This window comes from Streptomyces sp. NPDC048718 (genome assembly GCF_043198875.1).
Lineage (GTDB): Bacteria > Actinomycetota > Actinomycetes > Streptomycetales > Streptomycetaceae > Streptomyces.
The window spans coordinates 35614-55445 of sequence record NZ_JBICVG010000013.1; the positions used below are offsets into that span (position 1 = coordinate 35614).

At 72.3% G+C, this 19832-nt stretch carries 15 protein-coding genes; 11 read left to right on the plus strand and 4 right to left on the minus strand.

The annotated features are described in order from the left end of the window. Nucleotides 1-37 precede the first annotated feature (37 nt). On the minus strand, nt 38-466 hold the full coding sequence (locus ACGFRB_RS23800) for a hypothetical protein (protein ID WP_393245726.1): 429 nt from the start codon (nt 464-466) through the stop codon (nt 38-40). Between the two features lie 177 nt (nt 467-643). On the opposite strand from ACGFRB_RS23800, the gene ACGFRB_RS23805 reads away from it, so the two are divergent. Then, nucleotides 644-1294, plus strand: coding sequence for a TetR/AcrR family transcriptional regulator (locus tag ACGFRB_RS23805; RefSeq protein WP_393245728.1), 651 nt, complete (start codon nt 644-646; stop codon nt 1292-1294). 41 nt (nt 1295-1335) lie between these two features. Here the strand turns inward: ACGFRB_RS23805 and ACGFRB_RS23810 are convergent, their stop codons facing one another. Then, on the minus strand, nt 1336-2136 hold the full coding sequence (locus ACGFRB_RS23810; RefSeq protein ID WP_393245730.1) for an SDR family NAD(P)-dependent oxidoreductase: 801 nt from the start codon (nt 2134-2136) through the stop codon (nt 1336-1338). A gap of 751 nt (nt 2137-2887) precedes the next feature. Here ACGFRB_RS23810 and ACGFRB_RS23815 point away from each other — a divergent pair. Both ACGFRB_RS23815 and ACGFRB_RS23820 read left to right on the plus strand, forming a co-directional pair. Continuing rightward, complete coding sequence (locus ACGFRB_RS23815; RefSeq protein ID WP_393245731.1) at nt 2888-3901, plus strand: alpha/beta hydrolase; 1014 nt, start codon at nt 2888-2890, stop codon at nt 3899-3901. Nucleotides 3902-4000: 99 nt separating this feature from the next. Then, complete coding sequence (locus ACGFRB_RS23820) at nt 4001-4447, plus strand: TIGR03618 family F420-dependent PPOX class oxidoreductase (protein ID WP_393245733.1); 447 nt, start codon at nt 4001-4003, stop codon at nt 4445-4447. 209 nt (nt 4448-4656) lie between these two features. Here ACGFRB_RS23820 and ACGFRB_RS23825 read toward each other — a convergent pair whose 3' ends face one another. Then, nucleotides 4657-5487 (minus strand): SAM-dependent methyltransferase, encoded by an 831-nt coding sequence (locus ACGFRB_RS23825; RefSeq protein ID WP_393245735.1) that lies wholly within the window; start codon nt 5485-5487, stop codon nt 4657-4659. Nucleotides 5488-5943: 456 nt separating this feature from the next. Between ACGFRB_RS23825 and ACGFRB_RS23830 the strand changes: the two genes are divergently transcribed. The 5 genes from ACGFRB_RS23830 (at nt 5944) to ACGFRB_RS23850 (ending at nt 11542) form a co-directional block, all read left to right on the plus strand. Continuing rightward, on the plus strand, nt 5944-7317 hold the full coding sequence (locus tag ACGFRB_RS23830) for an aspartate aminotransferase family protein (protein ID WP_393245736.1): 1374 nt from the start codon (nt 5944-5946) through the stop codon (nt 7315-7317). A 241-nt stretch (nt 7318-7558) separates the two neighbouring features. Continuing rightward, on the plus strand, nt 7559-8203 hold the full coding sequence (locus tag ACGFRB_RS23835) for a nitroreductase family protein (protein WP_363010529.1): 645 nt from the start codon (nt 7559-7561) through the stop codon (nt 8201-8203). Nucleotides 8204-8229: 26 nt separating this feature from the next. Beyond that, nucleotides 8230-9231, plus strand: a complete 1002-nt coding sequence (locus ACGFRB_RS23840; RefSeq protein ID WP_393245738.1) for an aldo/keto reductase — start codon at nt 8230-8232, stop codon at nt 9229-9231. A 31-nt stretch (nt 9232-9262) separates the two neighbouring features. After that, entirely contained in the window at nt 9263-10402 is a 1140-nt protein-coding gene (locus ACGFRB_RS23845) for an acyl-CoA dehydrogenase family protein (RefSeq protein WP_363010533.1), read from the plus strand. Nucleotides 10403-10582: 180 nt separating this feature from the next. After that, entirely contained in the window at nt 10583-11542 is a 960-nt protein-coding gene (locus tag ACGFRB_RS23850; protein WP_363010535.1) for a 3-oxoacyl-[acyl-carrier-protein] synthase III C-terminal domain-containing protein, read from the plus strand. Between the two features lie 101 nt (nt 11543-11643). On the opposite strand, the gene ACGFRB_RS23855 is transcribed toward ACGFRB_RS23850, so the two are convergent. Further along, nucleotides 11644-13917: a BTAD domain-containing putative transcriptional regulator gene (locus tag ACGFRB_RS23855; RefSeq protein WP_393245741.1), complete on the minus strand. Its 2274-nt coding sequence runs from the start codon at nt 13915-13917 to the stop codon at nt 11644-11646. A gap of 700 nt (nt 13918-14617) precedes the next feature. Here ACGFRB_RS23855 and ACGFRB_RS23860 point away from each other — a divergent pair. From ACGFRB_RS23860 to ACGFRB_RS23870, 3 genes are all read left to right on the plus strand, one after another. Next, a complete protein-coding gene (locus ACGFRB_RS23860; RefSeq protein WP_393245743.1) occupies nt 14618-17362 on the plus strand; it encodes an AAA family ATPase in 2745 nt (914 codons plus the stop codon). A 152-nt stretch (nt 17363-17514) separates the two neighbouring features. Continuing rightward, nucleotides 17515-18531: a helix-turn-helix domain-containing protein gene (locus ACGFRB_RS23865; protein ID WP_363010541.1), complete on the plus strand. Its 1017-nt coding sequence runs from the start codon at nt 17515-17517 to the stop codon at nt 18529-18531. Nucleotides 18532-18746: 215 nt separating this feature from the next. Continuing rightward, a complete protein-coding gene (locus ACGFRB_RS23870) occupies nt 18747-19781 on the plus strand; it encodes an alpha/beta hydrolase (RefSeq protein ID WP_363010543.1) in 1035 nt (344 codons plus the stop codon). Nucleotides 19782-19832: the final 51 nt, after the last annotated feature.

Genomic DNA, 19832 nt, shown 5'->3' on the forward strand with positions numbered 1-19832 from the left:
CGCATACCGCCGGGGGCCGGGAGAGCCGACGCCCGGTTCACGCGGCCCGCAGCGGCCCCGAGAACGACTTGCGCAGGGACGAGGGGCCGACGAGGGGCAGCAGGGCCGCGAGCATCTTGCCCTTGAAGGTGGTCGGTTCACGCGTCAGCTCGACGTCGACCCGGGTTCCGGCGCCCTCGGGAGTCATCCGGAAGACCCAGCCGCCGCCGGCACCGAAGAGCTTGGAGTCGAGCGTGGTGATGGTGACCGTGTGGCCATCCGGCTGCCACGCGTAGCGGGCCCGCTCCCAGGCGGCGTCGGTTCCCTCGGTGACCTCCGCCCAGGTGTCGCCGAGCGCGTGGACCGTGAAGTGCTCGGCGTCGATCGTGGGCCATGCCTCGGCGCGAGCGGGGCCGAAGTCGGTCAGCACCGCCAGCACGTCCTTCGGGGCGAGCGTGGACACGAGGTGGAACCGGATGACTGCCATGGGCGCTTCCTTATCAAGGAGTAACTGATTTATTCGGTGACGAAAGACTGACAGTTCATAAGTCACCGGTCAAGATGGTGATGCATGCAAGCTCTCCCTTCCTTGTCGCCGACCCATGGGCAGGCCGTCGACTACGCCGTACGGCCGCTGCCGACCATGCCCCGTATGCTCGTCCGTATGAGTGCCGCACCATCCGTCCGCCGACGTGACGGCGCCGCGACACGCGAGGCGATCCTCACCGCCGCGGTCGTGGAGTTCACCGAGTACGGGTACGCCCGCGCCGGGGTGCGGCAGATCGCCGAGCGGGCCGGTGTCACCGCGATGATGATCAGCCGTTACTTCGGTTCGAAGGAGGGCCTGTTCGCCCAAGCCGTCGACCGCGCCTTCGGCCCGTCGGCCATCGTCGGCGACGAACGTCCGGGGTTGGCCCGGACTCTCGCCCGAACGCTCGCCGAGCGCACGGCGCCCGACTCCGAACGGCTCGATCCCTTCTTGCTGTTGCTCCGCTCGGCGGCGGACCCGGAAGCGGCGGCCATCATCCGCCGGGGCGTCGAGGCTCATGTGGGCGCCCGGCTCGCCGGGCTGCTCGACGGCTCCGACGCGGACGTCCGCGCCCAGCTCGGACTCGCGCTGATCGCCGGCACCTGGCTGATGCGCGACATCGTCGGCACGGCCGCGCTGGCCGAGGCCGACAACGAGCATCTGGCGGGGCTCCTCGCTGACATGCTCCATCCGGTCCTCGGGGAAGGCGACGCGAAGCCCGCGCCCGGGATCACGTTCACGCCCTCGTCCGAGTCGCCGCCGGCGGCCGACGGCTCCGCCGGATAGCGCCGACACTCCGCCTGGTACCCGTGCCACCCGCGCCCCGTTCAGAACGCGGACCGGATGAGCCCCCCGTCCACCCGGAGCGTGGCGCCACTGACGTACTGGGCGTGTTCACCGCACAGGTACGCCACCGCCGCCGCGATCTCGTCCGGCATGCCGAATCGCTCCTGATCGTTCGGAATGAGCGCATCCACGGCGTTCCGGTGGATCTCCTCCCAGGTCCGGCCCCAGCCGCGAGCGGGCCCGATCCCGGTGACGAGCTCCTTGGTGGCCTCGACCAGGATCGCCCCGGGCGAGACCACGTTGGACGTGACGCCCGTGCCCTTCAGTTCGCGGGCCAGGGAAACGGCGAGGTTGTGCCGGGCGGCCAGGGTGGCGTTGTACTGCGGGTGGGCGTCCATCGGCTGAGAGGCGAGACCGCCGCCGATCGTGATCACTCGGCCCCAGCCCCGCTCCCGCATCGCCGGGACCAGGTGCCGGATCATCCGGACGCCCGAGACGACGTTGACGTTGTAGGTGTCCCGCCACTCGTCGGGACTCGCCTCGGCCCATGAGACATGCCGGTAGAAGCCCGCGTTGTTGACGAGAATGTCGATGGGGCCGTCCGTGAGCGCCGCGCGGGCGACCTCGGTGGCGGCGTCGTCGTCGGCCAGTTCGCCCACCACCGCGATGGCCGTTCCGCCGGCCTCGCGGATCTCCCGCGCGACCCTCTCCGCGCGTTCCTCGTCCCGGCCGTGCACCACGACGGCCGCGCCCTCCGCCGCCAGCAGCCTCACGGTGGCCTCGCCGAGTCCCGCGCTCGAACCGGTGACCAGCGCCCGCTTTCCCGTCAGATTGAGATCCATCTCCGCTCCTTCTCCTGGACATCCCGGCCGATCCGCTGCGGCCAGGTGAGCATGTGCCGAAGTAAGTCTACACTCGTAGACTTACTTTGAAGTGTGCCGAGTCCGGCCGGTTGCAGGCCACGTCAGGAGTCATCCGGCACTCGAAAAGGCCTTTATCGCAGGTCAATTGGCCTTCCTTTCCCTGGAAGGTGAAATCGGTGAGGGGCGTTCGACATGCTCACACGTGTGATGTGTTAATGTCGTCGACATGCTCATCGAGGTCGACAGAATCCAGGGCTGAGGCACCCGCCGGGGGATACGCATCCCTCGCGAAGCGCGTTGCGGTAAGGGCGCGCCCAAGAGAACACCCTCTGTGTGATCCCTTCCTCGGCCGGTGCCGCTCCCCCCTCCCCGTTCCCATGGGAGCGCGCAGGCCCGGGGCTTCCTCGCCGATGACCGGGTGAAAGAACCCACAGAGGGCCTGACGAACGACCCTCCGCAAGGACGGTGCAACGACCCTCCGGCACTCCGCGCACGCCGACCGCTCAGGGCGATGCCGTGACGCACCAGCCGACGCGAACTCCGCTCCCGGATGGCGTAAGACGACTTGGCGCGCCCTGCCCTTCGCGCGGTGCGCCTGACGGCACACGGCGGCCCGATCCCATCGGCCGGGGTGGCCGGGCGGCCCGGCGCGCGGACAAGACCCGACCGTCCCCCACCGGCGCGGCGCGGCCCTCGACGGCGCGCGCCCGCCACCTCGAACGAAGGACGTATGAACAGCGACCCAAACCGACGGCGGCGCACGGCTCCGCCCGTCCCCTTCGCCCACGAACTCACCGCCGCGCTCGACGCATTGGGGCCGCCCCACCGGGGCGCCCCGGGCTCGCTCGACGGCATTCCCGCGTGGCGCGCGCGGCTCGCGGAGTCGGACCCCTCGCTCGAACAGCTCCGTGACGAGGGCAGGTTCGAGATCCAGGAGTTCCTGGCACCCGGCCCGCACGGAGCGCCGGACATCCCCGTCCTCTTCGCGCGCCCCACCGGCCTGCGACCACAAGCGCCCGTGGTCTACCACATGCACGGCGGCGGCATGATCGGCGGAACCCACCGCACCGGCCTGCGGGAGATTCTTCAGGAGTGGGCGGAGCCCCTCGAACTGGCCGTCGTATCCGTCGGCTACCGGCTGGCACCCGAAGACCCGTATCCGGCGGCGATCGAGGACTGCTACGCGGGCCTGGAATGGCTCGTCCGGCACGCCGGCATGCTCGGCATCGACCCCGGGCGGATCGTCATCGCCGGCGGCAGCTCCGGAGGCGGCCTCACGGCCTCCCTGGCGCTGATGGCGCGCGATCGCAACGGACCGCGAATCCTGGGTCAGTTGATGATGTGTCCCATGCTCGACGACCGCAACGACAGCGTCTCGGCCGAGCAGATGGCCGGCCGGGGAGTGTGGGACCGCCACGCCAACGACCTCGGCTGGACCGCTCTCCTCGGGAAGCAGAGGTCCGGCGAACAGCTCTCCGGCTATGCCGCGGCCGCCCGTGCGACAGACCTCTCCCGACTGCCGCCCGCCTATATCGACGCGGGCGCCGCGGAGACCTACCGCGACGAGTGCGTCGCGTACGCGCGACGCGTCTGGGAAGCGGGCGGTGACGCCGAACTGCACATCTGGGCAGGCGGGTTCCACGGCTTCGACCAACTGGTCCCGCACGCCGACGTGTCCCGCGACGCCCGCCGGACCCGCTTCCGCTGGCTGTGCCGCGTACTGAACCGGCCCCGCCGTCCGTGAAGTTCGCGACGCGGGAGGGTGAGCATCATCACCACTTTTCACCCCTCCACGGAGCCCCCGCTTCCGGCTTCGGGGCGGCGCGGCCGTTAGTCTCCGATGATGAACTCGACTCTCGACGAAGCCGTCCGCGCCCGGCTGCGGGCCCCCAACATCTGGTACGTCGGCACGGTGTGCGCCGACGGAGCGCCGCAGGTCAGCCCGATGTGGGTGGACCTGGAAGGAGAAGGAGAGCTGACGTTCAACACCTCCGTGGGGCGGGTGAAGGAGGAGAACCTGCGCCGAGACCCCCGGGTCTACCTCTCCCACGCCGATGCCGTCGACGTCTTCGACCGGGTGCAGATCAGCGGGGTCGTGACCCGCTTCATCGAGGGCGAGGAAGCGCATGAACGAATGGACCGACTGGCCCGCAAGTACCTGAACGCCGAGCGCTTCGCATGGCTCATGCCGGGGGAGCGGCGCGTCGCGGTCGTGGTCCGCCCGGTCAAGGTGCGGCATATCGTCGGCGTCGAACGGTTCCGGCCGGGCGGTCCCGTACCCGCCGTCTGACCGTACGGACGGACCGGATCGCCCGTACGCCCCGGCCTGCCGGAGCGCCGCCCGGCAACCCGGCGAGCGAGCCGGACACCTCCCCGCCGCGCTCCTCCCCTCGGCGTGTTGTGCGGGGAGGAGACGGCCGGGCCGCCCGGGGTCGGGCCCGGAGACCGCGTGGCCCCCCGAAGGCACGTACCGCCACGCGGCAGGGGCCGGCGTACGGCCTAAGGTGTGCGGGCCACGCCGCCGGCGATGCACCGCTGGGCCGCGTTCAGCCGCTCGGTCCGCGAGCCGTCCGGCCGCCAGTCGGCGCACCGGACAAGACCCGGCCGGACCATCTCCAAGCCGTTGAAAAGCTCCCGGAGTTCGGCCCCGGTGGAGAACGTGCCACTGCCCATCATGCTGTGCAGGAACATGTCCTCCATCTTCCGGGCGGTCGCGCTGTACTCGTCCTCCGGATCCAGGAAGTGACTGATCGCCACATACGAGCCGGGCGGCAGCGCTTCGACGTAGGCGCGCATGATGTCCTTGCGGGGGCGCACGGCCTCGGCGTTGTAGTGGTGCAGGGTGCCCAGTTGCAGCAGCGCGATCGGGGCGTTCCAGTCCAGCCGGGACCGTACGACGCTGTTCCGCAGCAGTCTCTCCGGATCGAAGATGTCCTCGGAGACGATGACCACGCTCTCGTTCTCCTCCAGGAGCGCGCGGCTATGGGCCAGCACCATCGGGTCGTTGTCCACGTAGACGACCCGCGCGGCCGGATCGACGCGCTGGACCACGTTGTGGGTGTTCTCGGCGGTCGGCAGCCCCGAACCGCAGTCCAGATACTGGGTGATCCCGGCCTCGCCGGCCAGGAACCGGCAGGCGCGGATCAGGAACCGGCGGTTCTCGACCGCCAGGTCACGGGCCTCGGGGGCGGCCTTCAGCACATGGCGGACCACTTCGCGGTCCACGGCGTAGTTGTCCGTGCCGCCGAGGAAGGCGTCGTACACCCTGGCGATGCTGGGCCGGGTGGGATCGACGTACGAGGGGACGGGGTTCTCGGAGGGAATGAGCACCTCACAGGGGGGGGCACCGCAGGGCGAACGGGATCGACGGTTCAACGGGATCGATGGTTCAACGGGGATCGACAGTTCAGCAGACGCTCCCGCGGCGAAGCCGGGCGCCGAGAGACAAGTCACCCATTGGTGCGTCGATTTCGAGCAAGAGGACGAGTCGAGTCGAACGTGCGTGCTGGGCGTCGCCGGCGGTCGGGACCGGTCCGCGGCGGCTCGGTACGAGGCCGCGTTCCCGCCGGGCCACGTACACGAGCGCATGCCCTTCACACCGGAACCGCCCGCCGCCGCCCACGCGGCCCACCCGCACCTTGCGGTTCGCTTGACGGCTCGCTGGTGGTGGACGCAGGCGAAACACAGCACCCGGCGGCCAGGCTTCCGACGAGCACCGGCGCCGGCCTCGTGTGCCCCGCCCCACGGGCACGGCAGCCACTCGTCCACCGCGAAGGAGTCCACCTGATGCCGACGTCCCAGCACGTCCCCGGGGCCGATCCCGACAGGACGACCGGATGGGTCCTGGCCGACCGGGAGCGGCTGATCCACCCCAACCTGCCCGCCGATCGCGCGGACCGCATCGTGATGGTCGAGGGACGCGGCTGCCGGGTCAAGGACAGCACCGGCCGCAGCTACCTGGACGCCTCCGCCGTCCTCGGCATGATGCAGGTGGGACACGGCCGGCCCGAGCTCGCCGCCGCCGCCCACGCCCAGATGAGCACGCTGGAGTGCTTCCACCTCTGGGAGAACATGACCAACGACAAGGCCGTGGAACTGGCGGTCCGGATCACCGACCTGGCACCCGCCGGACTGGACCGGATCTTCTTCACCAGCGGCGGAGCCGAGGGCAACGAGATCGCCCTGCGCATGGCCCGGTTCTTCCACCACCGGCAGGGCCGGACGGAGCGCACCTGGATCCTGTCCCGCAAGAGCGCCTACCACGGCATCGCCTACGGGGCGGGCAGTGTCTCCGGACTCCCCGTGTACCACGAGGGGTTCGGACCGACCCTTCCCGATGTCCACCACCTCACCGCTCCCGACCCGTACAAGGCCGCGGCCCAGGGCATCGAGGACGTCACGGAGCACTGCCTGCGGGAACTGAGCGACACCATCGAGCGGATCGGCCCGGACCGGATCGCCGCCATGATCGGCGAGCCGATCATGAGCGTCGGCGGCTCGGTGGCCCCGCCGGCCGACTACTGGCCGAGGGTCGCGCAACTGCTGCGCTCCCACGGCATCCTGCTGATCTTCGACGAGGTGGTGACCGGCTACGGGCGCACCGGCGAATGGTTCGCCGCCCAGCACTTCGGCGTGGTCCCGGACCTGATGGTCACGGCCAAGGGCATCACCTCCGGCTACGTCCCGCACGGCGCGGTCCTCACCACCGAGGAGGTCGCGGCCGGCATCACGGGAACCGGCGGATTCCCGATCGGCTACACCTACACCGGTCACCCCACCGCGTGCGCCGTCTCGCTGGCCACCCTCGACATCATCGAGCGCGAGGACCTGCTCGGCAACGCCACCAAGATCGGTTCCCATCTCGCGACCCGGCTCGGGGAACTGAGGGACCTGCCGGTGGTCGGCGACATCCGGCAGACCGGCCTGATGCTGGCGGTCGAGCTGGTCGCGGACAAGGACACCCGTACGTCCCTGCCCACCGGCACGGCCCCGGTGGCCCGCGCCCTGCGCGAGGACGCCGGGATCATCCTGCGCGGAAACCCGCGGTCCCTGCTGATCAACCCGCCCCTCGTGATCGGCCCCGAGGAGGCCGACGAACTCGCCGACGGGCTCCGCGCCGTGCTGGCCCGCGTCGAACCGGACGGCCGCGTCCGCGACTGACCCGTCGAGGACGGATCCGTCGGCGGGGCGGGGCCCGCCGACGGGGCGAACGGGCCCGTCGGCGACCCCGCCCGCCCTGCCTCGCCGACGGCCGCCCAGCCGATGGCCGATCCGCCCCGTCGGCGACCGTCCGCCCGCCACCGGGCGGACGGTGCGACGCACGCGATGTACGCGAAGACGCGAAGAGAGGACGGTCGCCGACCGGCCCGCCCCATGGTCCCGATCGAAAGGCCCCTCAGCGATGCCCCTGCTCAACCTGACCCCCGACGAACTGCTCACCACCACCCGCTCGGTGCGCAAGAGACTCGACCTGACCCGCCCGGTCCCGCTCTCGCTGATCGAGGAGTGCGTCGAGATCGCGCTCCAGGCCCCCTCCGGCAGCAACCGGCAGGGCTGGCACTGGATGGTGGTGAGCGATCCCGCGCAGCGGGCCGCGGTCGCGGCCTACTACCGGCGCGCCGTGGACGGCTATCTGGCGTCCGACAGCTCGTGCGGGAGCCTGTACGCCGAGGACCCGGCCCGGCACGCCGTACAGCAGCGGGTCGCCTCCGGCGTGGCCTACCTCGGCGAGCGGCTGGCCCAGGTGCCCGTCCTCGTCATCCCCTGCCTCGACGCCCGGGCGGCCCCCGAGTACAACGAGGCCGGAATGTGGGGCTCGATCATCCAGGCCGGCTGGAGCTACATGCTCGCCTGCCGGGCCCGCGGCCTGGGCACGGCCTGGACCACCCTGCACCTGACGTACGAGAAGGAGATCGCCGGACTGCTCGGCATCCCCGAGGGCATCATCCAGGCGGCACTCATCCCGACGGCCTTCTCGATCGGCACGGACTTCAAGCCCGCGCCCAGACAGCCGCTGGACGAGGTTCTGCACATCGACACCTGGTGATCCCGCCTTCGACCGAGGAGCGACTTGTGACCGTCCACACCCCCCTGCCCACCCGGCGGCTCGGCACCCTGGAGGTGCCGGCCCAGGGCCTGGGCTGCCTGAGCCTGTCGTCCTTCTACCATCCGGCCGACACCGCCGACGCCCTGCGGACCGTACGCGATGCCGTCGACCGGGGTGTCACCCTGCTGGACACGGCGGACGTCCAGGGGCTGGGGGAGGGGGAACGCCTCCTCGGCAAGGCCGTCGCCGAGGTGCGCGACCGCGTCCTCCTCTCCACCAAGGTCGGCCTGGAACGCGATCGTGACGGCCGCTTCCTCGGCGTACGCGGAGACCGCGCCTACATCCGCCGGCGGTGCCACGCCTCGCTGGAGCGGCTCGGCACCGACCGGATCGACCTGTACGTCAAGCACTGGGCCGCTCCCGGCGAGGAGATCGAGGAAGCCATCGAGGCCCTGGCCGAACTCGTCGACGAGGGCAAGGTGCGCCATCTGTGCCTGTCCGAGGTCTCCGCCGCCACCATCCGCAGGGCGCACGCCGTGCACCCGATCACCGCCGTGCAGAGCGAATGGTCGCTCTGGAGCCGGGGCATCGAGACGGACGTCGTGGCCACCTGCCGGGAACTGGGCATCGGCCTCGTCGCCTCCAGCCCCCTGGGCCGGGGCTTCCTCGCCGACAGCGTCCACTCCACCGCCGACCTCGGCCCGGAACAGGACTTCCGCCACGCCCTGCCGCGGTTCCAGGAACCCGCCCTCTCCCGAAACCAGGCGATCCTCACCGCGCTGCGGCCACTGGCCCGCGCCCACGGCGTCACGGTCGCCCAGCTCGCCCTGGCCTGGCTGCACCACCAGGGCGAGGACGTCGTCCCCATCCCGAGCACCCGCGGCCGTGCCCACCTGGACGAGAATCTCGCCGCCACCCGCGTCGAACTGTCCGCGCGGGACCGGGCCGCGATCGAGGCGGCGGTACCGGCCACCGCCGTGCACGGCGACCGGTACACCCCTTTCCTCATGGGCCTCGTCGACAACTGACCGCCCGACCGCACCCCAAGGAGCCGCACCCGTGAAGTTCCTGCAGACCGACCTCGACACCTGCGAACGACTGCTGCCCGGCCTGATCGACCGTCTCACCGAGGTGCCCTTCGAGACCCTGGAGTCGGCGGACAGCCCCGCCATCGGCCTGTTTCGCGACCACGGCGGCACCAATCTGCTGGTGCCCCGGGCCTATGGCGGCCTCGGCGCCGACGCCCTGGACGCCGTACGGGTGGTGCGCGCGATCGGATCCGTGGCGCCCTCCCTCGCCGTCGCCACCGCCATGCACCACTTCTCCGTCGGCATGCTCTACTCGATCGGACCGCTGTACGCCGAGACCACCGACATCGAACGCACGGTGCTCGAAACGGTGGCCCGGGACCACTCGCTGATCGCCTCCGGCTACGCGGAGGGGCGCACCGGCCGAGGCATCCTCAGCCCGACGGTCGAGGCCCGCCCCGTACCGGGCGGCTACCGGGTCAGCGGCTCCAAGAAACCGTGCAGCCTCTCGCGTTCGATGGACCTGCTCACCGCCAGCGTGTCCCTGCGGAACCCGGACGGCACCACAGAGATGGGCCTCCTCGTACTGCCCGCCGGCACCCCCGGGATCTCGGTCCGCGACTTCTGGGCGACGTACCCGCTGGCCGGGGCGGAGAGCCACGAGGTGGTGCTCGACGACGTCTTCGTGGAGGAACAGCACCTCCTGCGCACACCCCCGAGCGCGGCGGAGAAACTCGACCAGCTCAACGAAGCCGGGGTCATCTGGTTCCAGATGATCGTCGCCGCCTCCTACACCGGCATGGCCGGAGCCCTGGTGGACCGGGTGCTGTCCGCGGAGCGCGGATCGGCCGCCGAGCGCGCGGAGCTGTGTCTGCTCGTCCAGTCCGCCGAGTCCATGGTGGACGGACTCGCCCGCCGGATCATGGACGGAGACCTGGGCAACGACTGCGCCGCCGCGTCGCTGTTCACCCGCTTCTCGGTGCAGAACGTGATCGTCCAGGTGGTCGGCCGGGCGGTCGAGCTGCTCGGCGGCATGGCCTTCATCTCCTCGCCCGCCGTCGCCATTCTCGCGGCCGCCTCCCAGGCCATCGTCTTCCACCCGCCGTCGCGCAGCAGCATGAGCCAGGCGGTCGTCGACCACTGCCTGGGCAAGCCGCTGTTCTTCTCCTGAACCGCCCTCCTGAACCGCCCTCCTGAACCGGCCTCTTGAACCGGCCTCTTGAACCGGCCTCTTGAACCGACTTGCCGAACCGGCCTGCTGAGCCGGCCTCCTGGGTCGATCTCCCGAACCGATCCCATGACCGATCCCATGAATCCTGAATCCGACGGACAACCGGAAACGGAGCGCCCCATGGCCGCGATAGTCGATTTCGAGGTGTGCCTGCCCTCCGGGCGGGTGACGACCCGGCACATGGCCGAGGCCTCGGGGCTCCCGGAGGAGGAGATCCGGACGATCACCGTCTGCGACTCCTTCCCGGTCCTCGGCGACGGAGAGGCGGAGTGGGAACTCGCCCTGAACTCCGCCCGTACGCTCCTGAAGCGCCACCCGGTGCCCCTGTCGTCGATCCGTACCGTGATCTACGCGGGGACGGGCGTCTGGGACGTTCCCTTCGGCTCCCCGTCCGCCAGGGTGGCCCACGAGCTCGGGATCGAGCGGGCCCACTGCTTCGAACTGGGCAACCACTGCAACGCGGTGACGGTCGCGATCCAGCTCGCCGCCGACCTCGTCGCCGGCACACCGGGGGAGTACGCGCTGGTCCTGCTCGGGGACCGGGTCAGCACCATGATCGACTACACCGACGGCAGCGCGAAGGAGCTGTTCAACAACGGGGACGCGGGCGCCGCGCTGCTGCTGGCGCACTCCGGCGGAATCGCCGAGGTCCTCGGCTCCCGTAACCGCACCGACCCCAGCTGGGCCACCCAGTACACCGGGTCCTACGAGGGCGACCGGATCGTGGTACGGCGCGAAAGCGAGCGCGACGGCCTCGCCGAGGCCTACGCGGAGAACTTCGTCGGCCTGACGAACGAGCTCCTGGAATCGATCGGCGCCAAGGTCGAGGACGTCTCCTACCTGCTCGTCACCCACGGCGCCCGGCCCATCCACGAGAACCTGCTCAAGGAGCTGGGGCTCGCCGAGAGCAGGAGCGTGCTCAACTACGACCGGCTGGGGCACATGGGAGGGGCCGACACCCTGATCGCGATGCGGGACCTGATGGCCGGCGACCGGCTCAGGCCCGGTGACCTCGTCCTGCACGCGACCAGCGCCATCGGGTTCACCTGGGGAGTGCTGGCCATGAAGTACCTGGGCTGACCGGCCGGCACCGACATCCTCCCCACCGTCGGCACCGGACCCGGCCCGGCCCGGTGCCGACGGCACACAGGACTCGAGCGGGCCGGGCGCCCCGTCCCCGTTCAGCAGCCGCGTACCAGCTGCCCGCGGGCCGGAGCGGCGGGCTTCCCGGTCCCGGTCACGGTGCCGTGGGACTCCTGGCCTCTATGGGCCTGTGACGGGACGACGGCACGGACCTGGTGCCGGTCGACGCCCGTACCCGTATCCGTGTCCCCGCTCCCGTTCCCCTCCCTGTCCCCGCCCCCGCCCCCGGCAGGCGCGGGCCGGGGCCCGGCCCCCGGCCCGCGAGGATCTCCCGGCCCGCGAAGAAAGGGTTCCGTTTGGGCGAGTTCCTGCCGCAACACGTCCCGGATCAGGGGATGGGCGAAGCCGATGCCGCCGGGAGCCGCCTCGTCCAGCACGAGGAGCTCCCCCCGGACCGCCCGGCGGACGGTGCCGCGCGTCACCGCTCCGGTGATCCGTTCCCGGGCCCCGGCCGCGCAACTGTCCAGCAGCTCCCTGACCTCCCGGGGAATCGCCGACAACTGCTCGCTGACCACTTCCTGGATCACCGTCGGCACCAGGTCCCGCACCGCCCGCGCGGTCGCTCCCGCGGGCAGCGCGCCCACCAGGCCGAGGAGCATGAAGGGATTGCCCGCGGCACGTTCGTGGAGTTCGGCGCACAACGCGTCGTCCACCTCGGGGCCAAGGACACGCGCGACGATCCCCCGGCTGTCCTCGGAGCGCAGCCCGCCGAGCCGGATCTCCTCGGCGTTGAGCGACTGCAGTACGGCGGCGCGCGTCGCGCGCAGGGCCGGATCGTCGGCGATACGGAAGCTCCGCGAGGTGACCACCAGCAGGAACGGCGCGTCCGTCGACTGGCGGGTCAGGAAGGGAAGGAGACTCAGCGAGTCGGCGTCGGCCCACTGGACGTCCTCCAGCACCAGCACCAGCGGACGCCGGGCCGGGGCCAGGACCGCCTGGCTCACGGCGTCGTGCAGCTCGAACCCGGACACGTCCGTCAGGGCGGGGCGGTCGGTACACCCCGGAACCAGATCCGGAACCAGGGCCGCGAGCGTATGGCGGACACCCTCCGGGAGATCGAGCAGCCCCTCCGGCCGCCGGGCCGCGGCCATCCGCAGGGCCTGGGCCCAGATCCAGTACGGCGGCATGCCCTCGGCGGGCGGGCAGCCGACCGTCACCACGTCCGCACCCGCACCGCGGCAGCGCCGCCCGAACTCCCGTACCAGCCTCGTCTTGCCCAGTCCGGCCTCTCCCACCAGGAGCACCGTCCGGCCCTCGCCGTCCAGAGCGCTCGCGAGGGCGGCGAGCAGCCGGCGCAGCTCCTTCTCCCTCCCGACGAATCCCTGGGAGGCGCCGGCCCCGCGCACCGGGGGAGGACCGGCCGGTTCCAGGGACGAGGGCCCGGGGCCGGTCCGGGCGAGGGCCTTCGCGGCACCGGCGGCACCGGCGGGCCCGGGTTCCGGCGCCGCCTGTGGCGCGGGCGTGAGCGGAGGCCGGGCCGGGGGACACCCGTGCCGCAGGATCTCCTCGTGCGTCCGCCGCAGTTCGGGCCCGGCGTCCGCGCCGAGTTCCCCGGCGAGAAGCCGGCGGGTGCGGTCGAACAGCCTCAGCGCGTCGGCCTGCCGGCCGTTGTGGCACTGGGCCTGCATCAAACGGCACACCAGACGCTCGTGCGTGGGATGACGGGCCACTTCGCGTTCGAGCCCGGGCAGGATCTCCTCGCCCCGGTTCAGCGACAGCGCCGCGGCGGCCTGGGCCTCGACCGCCGTCAGCCGCAGCCGGTCCAGCCGTACGGCCTCCTGCACGGCGAAGCGATAATCAGCCAAGTCCTCGAACGGCGGCGCGGTCCACAGCCGCAACGCCTCGGACGCCAGCACGAAGCACTGCGCGAGGTCGCCCCGGCTCCTCGCGGAGACGGTCCGCGCGACCATCGATTCGAACCGCGGGACGTCGACACGGTCCGGTTCCACCCGCAGGACGTAGCCCGGCGACCGGTACTCGACCCGGGCCTCGACCCCGCCGCGCAGGGGCTGTTCGCCGAGCAGCCCGCGCAGACGGGAGACGTACGACTGCAGGGTGGTGACCGCGTGGCCCGGGGGGTCGGTCTCCCAGACGCTCCGGATGAGCGACGAGGTCGAGACCACCTTGCCGGCGTTGACGAGCAGCAGGGCGAGCACCGCGCGCCAGCGCGGTGGCCCCGGCTCGACAGGGCCCGAGGGGAACCACAGCGTCATCGGCCCGAACGCCGATATCGCGACGGGGTGGGCGGCCAGGCTCACCTCTTCGCCTCCGGCTGTCGAGCCGATGGTGTGACACATGCTCCGATCAGGCATTGCGGTCCCTTTCTCTTCTCGCGTGAACGTCGAGTCGGGGGCCGCGCAGTCGTCGAGCAACGTGCCGGCCCCGGACCGAGGGATTCCGTGGGGGGTGAGGCGAGAGCCATTCCTGCGGACCGGTCCACCGGCCGGTGGCGTCCGTGAACCATGGTCAGGGCGGGTGGGGGGCGGTCGTACGGGCAGTGCGACGGGCCGGGTGAAGACGCCGCGAACGGGGGGTGGGGTGGGGGAGACGTGCCCGGGATGCCCAGGTTATGACGCGGGTGGGACCGTGCCTGACTGCGCGCGCATCCGACGTTGCCTCTCGGTGTACTCAGGCCGCCGCGCTCTCGACGCCGGTCCTTGCGATCCCCGTCCTTACGCCTCACCGCACTCGGCGCACGCGGTCGGCTCGCACCGGACCCGCCTTGGCACCGGACCCGCCCTTGGCACCTGACCCGCTCTTCGGGCCGGACCCGCCTTTCGGACGGCCGGCGCCGGCTTTCGCGGAAACGGCCCGGATACGACCGCCTTCGGACACCGGAATATCGGTAATCGGCCGTCTTTCGTACGGTCGGCGGGGGCGATCCCGGGGCGCAGTAGCCTGAGCCGCCCAGGGCCCGCCTGTCGGGTCCCACCGGGATCGCCGGCCCGGTGGGACCCGACAGGCGGGCCCCAGGGGTGGCCGGACCGGGTGCCGAGTGGGAGAACGCAATTGGTGAGCGACGGACGGGTCGCGGCAATCGTCGGGCGACGGCAGGAGAAGGAACTGCTGACCGCGGCACTGGTCCGGGCGCACGACGGCCGGAGCGGATCCGCGGTCCTGTTGCGCGGTGAGGCGGGCGTCGGCAAGAGCACGCTGCTCGACTGGGCGGAGCGGGAGGCGGCCGGCCGCGGCTTCACCGTGTTGCGGGCGGTCGGGGCCGAAGCGGAGACCGGCCTCGCGTTCGGGGCCCTGCACCAGGCGTTCCGGTCGGTTCTCCAGGGGTTCCAGCGGTTCGAGCGATCCGGGCCGTCCGGTCCCCTCTCCGAGTACCAGCGGAACTCGCTGGAGAGCGCGCTGGGTGTGCGGGCGGGCACCCCGAGCGGATTCGCGGTGGGCGCCGCCGTCCTGACGCTGGTGGAGGAGACCGCGCGCAGCGCCCCCGTCCTGCTGGTCCTGGACGACCTGCACTGGATCGACTCGTCGAGCGCCGCCGTCTTCGACTTCGTCCACCGCCGTTCCGCGAATCTTCCCCTGGTGATCGTCGGCGCGACCCGCCCCGAGGGAACCGGGGCGCACGGCTGGCCCGGAGACGTCGTCGACGTACCGGCGCTGGACAGCGCGGACTCGGCCTCGCTGCTGGGCACGTGGTACCCCGGCCTCGCGGCGTCCACCCGTGAGCGCGTCCTCGCGGACGCGGCCGGCAACCCCCTGGCGCTGACGGAGCTTCCCCGCCGGCTGGAGCCCGCCCAGCGGGCCGGGACGGCGCCGCTTCCGGAGTGCCTGCCGCTGGGCGGGCGACTGGAGCGGATCTTCGCCGAGCACCTGCGGCGGATCTCCCCGGAGGAGTCCCATCTCCTCCTGCTCGGCGCGCTCGTCGGCGGCGGGGACCTCGCCGCGGTGTGGCAGCGGATCGTCGCGGACGGGGCCGGGCGGGCGGCGTGGGAACGGGTCGAGCGGACCGGCCTCGCCCGGCTGGACGAGGCCGGTCGCCTCGTCTTCCGGCATCCGCTGATCCGTACCGCGGTGGTGGCCGCGGCGTCGGACGGCGCCCGCCGGCGGGCGCATCGGACCCTCGCGGCGGCCCTCGCCCCGGACGACCCCCGCGGGCTGCACCACGAGGCGGCGGCCGCCCTGTTCCCGGACGAGGACCTGGCCGGGCGCCTCCAGGCCGCCGGCCGCGCCCTGGGGCACCGGGGCGGCGACGCGGAGGGCGCCCTGCTCCTCGAACGCGCCGCCGTCCTCAGTCCCGGACTCCCGGATCGCACCCGGAGGCTGGCCTGGGCCGCGGTCATGTCGGCCCGCGGGGGCCGGCTGCGGCACGCCGCGGCGCTGGTGCGGGAACTCGAACGGAGTCCCGTACCGCCGGACGCGGACCCCCTCCTCGCGTACGCGGTGGTCTACGCCGACCAGAGCCACCACATCGCCTTCGCGTCCTCCACCACCTCGCTGCCCGCGGTCCTGGACGCCCTGACCGTTCCCGGCGCCGACACCTTCGGGGACCTGACCGACCAGGCCTACTTCAAACTGCTCCTGGCCGCGACGTACACCGACGACCCCTGGGCGTGGCGGGCCCTGGAGCGGCACCGCGACCATGTCTCCGAGACCGGCCGGCTGTGTCTGCGGGCCTGGACGGACCCGGGGGCGGAGGCGACCGCACAACTGCTGGGCGCCCTGGACGGGATGACCGAGGAACAGGAAGCCGGGTCCGCCTGGATGGTGCTGTGGACCCTCTCGGCCCTCGACTGCCCCGAGCGCGGGCTGTGGCGGCGCTTCGCGGGACTGGACGGGTACGCCACCCAGGGCTCGGTCGCGAAGGCCAAGAGCCGGGAGGACTTCCTGCTCGGACACTGGGATCAGTCGGCGGCCTGTCTGCGCGAGGCAGAGATCGCCGACGAACTTGGCTATCACCTGAACGCCTTGCTGTTTCGCCAGTACCACGCGTACTTCCTCGCGGGAAGGGGCGACGAGGCGGGACTCGGGGCCGTGGAGGACGCGATCGTCCCGGTCGCCGCCCGCGCGGGCATGCGTTTCGTCCTCGACCGGATGACGTATCTGCGGGGCCTGGCCGCGCTCGCCCACCGTCGTTACGAAGAGGCGTACGCGCGGTTCCACGCGCTCACCCCGTCCGGAGCGCCACGCACCCGGTCCCCCTGGCCCCACTCGCTGATCTTCGACCTGGTGACGGCCGCCGTGCACACCCGTCGGGAGGCGGAGGCCAGAGCCCGGGTCGAAGCGTGCCGGGCGGCGGGTTCGGCCGGGATGTCGGACCGGCACGCGTTCCTGCTGGCGGCCGCCTCGGCACTGGTCGCCGGGGAAGACGAGGCCGAAGCTTCCTTCCGTGCCGCCTACGCGGTCCCCGGGGCCGAGCAGTGGGCCTTCGACCTCGCCCGGCTGCGCCTCGCGCACGGCTCGTGGCTACGGCGGCGCCACCGCCCCGGGGCCGAGGAACACCTGAGAGAGGCGCACCGCGTCTTCCTGCGGCTGCGGGCGGCGCCCTGGGCGTCGGGCTGCGAGGAGGAGCTGCGGGCCGTGGAGCATCCATCGCCGGCGGCGGACCGGCAGCAGGCCGAGAAGGGCGAACTGACCGGCCAGGAAATGCGGATCGCCCGGCTGGCGGCGACCGGCCTCACCAACCGGGAGATCGGCCGTCAGCTGCGGCTGTCCCCCCGCACCATCGGGGCCCATCTCTACCGGATCTTCCCGAAGCTCGGCATCACCTCACGGGCGGCCCTGGCCCACGCCCTCGACGGCCGCTGACCCCGTCCCGCCCGGGTCCGGTGGGACCCGGGCGGGACGGATCGTGCGGGGCGTGCGACCACCTCTCCACGACCGGCAGTCAGATGACCTAACGGGGCGTTCGGCAACCGGTTCACCCTGAAGGGGTGGGACCTCTGGGGAAGGACGGTCAGATGGACGCGAGGGTGCCGGCCGTGTCGGACACGAACGACTCCGGGACGGCGGGACGGGACGGAGCGATGGCGCGGCCCCCGGTCCCGATGGAGGTCGTCGCCCTCACCGGACGGCCGCTGCGCGGAGCGCTGGTGTCCCGCCGCGTCGGGCATCTGCGGCTCGCGTCCGTGGAGGCGGAGGACGCCCGGTTTCTCCGTACACCGGCGCTCATCTCGCGTGGTCCGGCCACGGAGCCCTATGTCGGCGTCGGACTCCAGTTGTCCGGGCGCGCCGTACTGGAACAGGGCGGGCGCCGTACGGAGGCCGGACCCGGCAGCCTCGTCCTGTACGACACGGCACGGCCGTTCTCCCTGGTCTACCCGGAGCCCTTCCGCTCGCACCTGCTCCACCTGCCGCGCCACCTCTTGGGCGTGCCGGAGCGGGACGTACGGCAGGTGGCCGGTACGGCCCTCGCGGCGACACAGTGGCAGAGCGCGATCGTGGCCCCCTTCCTCGACCTGCTCGCCGCCACCGCGTCCACGTGCGCCGTCCCGGCCGGTGACCGATGGGCGGACATCGTCGCCGACCTGGTGAGCGGTCTGGTCACCGAGGCGGCCGCGGCCGGGCGTCTTGGCGAACGGGACCAGGCGAACGACGACCTGATGCTGCGGGTACGGACCTACATCGACCGGCATCTCGGCGAACCCGAGCTCACCCCCGAACGCATCGCGGCCGCCCATCGCATCTCCCTGCGCTATCTGCACCGGCTCTTCGAAGCGGAGGGCGAGGGCGTCACGGTGCGGCGGCTCATCCAGCACCGGCGCTTACAGGAGTGCGCCCGCGAACTCGGCCGGCGCGGCCGGGTGGTCCCGACGGTCTCCGCTGTGGCCCACCGCTGGGGTTTCGCCAACCCCGCCCACTTCAGCCGGGCCTTCCGAGCCGCCTACGGGATCTCGCCGAGCCAGTGGCGGGGGACCGGGCACCAGGACCCCGGTGGCCCCGTACCTCCGACGGCGGCGGGCGGCCGTGCCTCGTGACGGCGCGCCGGTGCCCCGGCGCCCGGTGCCCGTGCCCTTCGAGGTGCCCTTCGAGGCGCCCTGTGACGCGGTCCCACCGCGACCGCCGATCGGGCAGTACGGTCGGGCGACCTGTCCATGCCAACCGCGTGCCGCGCCGCCGGATACGCGTCGGCCGTGACCAGCGCACCCGTCCGGCGTCACCAGGCCCGTCGACCGAAGCCAGGAGCAGACCGATGTCCGACCCCATTCCCGCACCCGGCCGGCACGTCACGGCCGACGCCCCCGTCCTCGACGAGGGGCTCCGCGCGTTCCTGGAATCCCGCTCCGGCCTGCCCGCCGGATGCCCGCCCGATCTCTCCCGGCTGCTGCCCGACAGAGTGCCGGACGACCCGCTCCACCGCGCACCCGAGGACCCGTGCGACCCGTGCGACCCGTGGGATCCCTGCGACACCACAGACGAGTGGTTCGACCTTCCCTGCGGACCCACCGGTCAGGCCCGTGTCCGGGTCACCCGGCCCGCCGGCTCCGTCGAGCCGAGCCCGGTGGTGCTGCTGCTGCCCGGCCTTGGCTGGTCCCTCGGGGACGCCGGCACCTACTCCCGGCTGACCAGGGAACTCACCCTCGGCACCGATGCCGCGGTGGTGTACGTGGAGTACGCCCGCGCCCCCGAGGCCCGCTACCCGGTGGCGGTGGAACAGTGCTACGCCGTGGCCCAGTGGATCACCGCGCACGGCCCGGAGATCGGTCTGGACGGCCGGCGCATGGCCGCCATCGGCGACTCCGCCGGAGCCAATCTGGTGGCGGCGCTGACGATACTGGCCCGCCAGCGCGGGGACGTCGGCTTCGTCCAGCAAGTACTGCTCTGCCCGGTGACGGACGCGGACTTCGACACCCCGTCCTACCGCCGGTTCGCCACCGGGTACTTCCTGCACCGTGAGCACATGCGCCGCTTCTGGGACGACTACCTGCCCGAGCGCCGGCGCCGCCGAGAGGCCACGGCCGCACCGCTGAGAGCCTCCCTGGAACAGCTCGGCGGGCTGCCCCCGGCGCTGGTGATCACGGCCGAGGCCGATGTGCTCAGACACGAGGGCGAGGCGTACGCCGCGCGATTGCGCGAAGCGGGCGTCCCGGTGGTGGCCATGCGGTACCAGGGCACCGTGCACGCCTTCCTCCTGCTCGACGCGCTCTGCCCCACCGTCACGGCCAGGGCCGCCCTCACCCAGGTCGTCGACACCGTGCACGTAGCACTGCACCGCCGTCCTTGGTGATCCGCCGGCCCGGGTGAGCCGTCGCCCCCGCCCCTGGCCGACCGCAGGCCC

What these genes read in the sequence shown, in the direction of transcription:
- ACGFRB_RS23800 (WP_393245726.1), bottom strand. Translation starts at nt 466, where the DNA reads ATGGCAGTCATCCGGTTCCACCTCGTGTCCACGCTCGCCCCGAAGGAC.
- ACGFRB_RS23805 (WP_393245728.1), top strand. Translation starts at nt 644, where the DNA reads ATGAGTGCCGCACCATCCGTCCGCCGACGTGACGGCGCCGCGACACGC.
- ACGFRB_RS23810 (WP_393245730.1), bottom strand. Translation starts at nt 2,136, where the DNA reads ATGGATCTCAATCTGACGGGAAAGCGGGCGCTGGTCACCGGTTCGAGC.
- ACGFRB_RS23815 (WP_393245731.1), top strand. Translation starts at nt 2,888, where the DNA reads ATGAACAGCGACCCAAACCGACGGCGGCGCACGGCTCCGCCCGTCCCC.
- ACGFRB_RS23820 (WP_393245733.1), top strand. Translation starts at nt 4,001, where the DNA reads ATGAACTCGACTCTCGACGAAGCCGTCCGCGCCCGGCTGCGGGCCCCC.
- ACGFRB_RS23830 (WP_393245736.1), top strand. Translation starts at nt 5,944, where the DNA reads ATGCCGACGTCCCAGCACGTCCCCGGGGCCGATCCCGACAGGACGACC.
- ACGFRB_RS23835 (WP_363010529.1), top strand. Translation starts at nt 7,559, where the DNA reads ATGCCCCTGCTCAACCTGACCCCCGACGAACTGCTCACCACCACCCGC.
- ACGFRB_RS23850 (WP_363010535.1), top strand. Translation starts at nt 10,583, where the DNA reads ATGGCCGCGATAGTCGATTTCGAGGTGTGCCTGCCCTCCGGGCGGGTG.
- ACGFRB_RS23855 (WP_393245741.1), bottom strand. Translation starts at nt 13,917, where the DNA reads ATGCCTGATCGGAGCATGTGTCACACCATCGGCTCGACAGCCGGAGGC.
- ACGFRB_RS23865 (WP_363010541.1), top strand. Translation starts at nt 17,515, where the DNA reads ATGGACGCGAGGGTGCCGGCCGTGTCGGACACGAACGACTCCGGGACG.
- ACGFRB_RS23870 (WP_363010543.1), top strand. Translation starts at nt 18,747, where the DNA reads ATGTCCGACCCCATTCCCGCACCCGGCCGGCACGTCACGGCCGACGCC.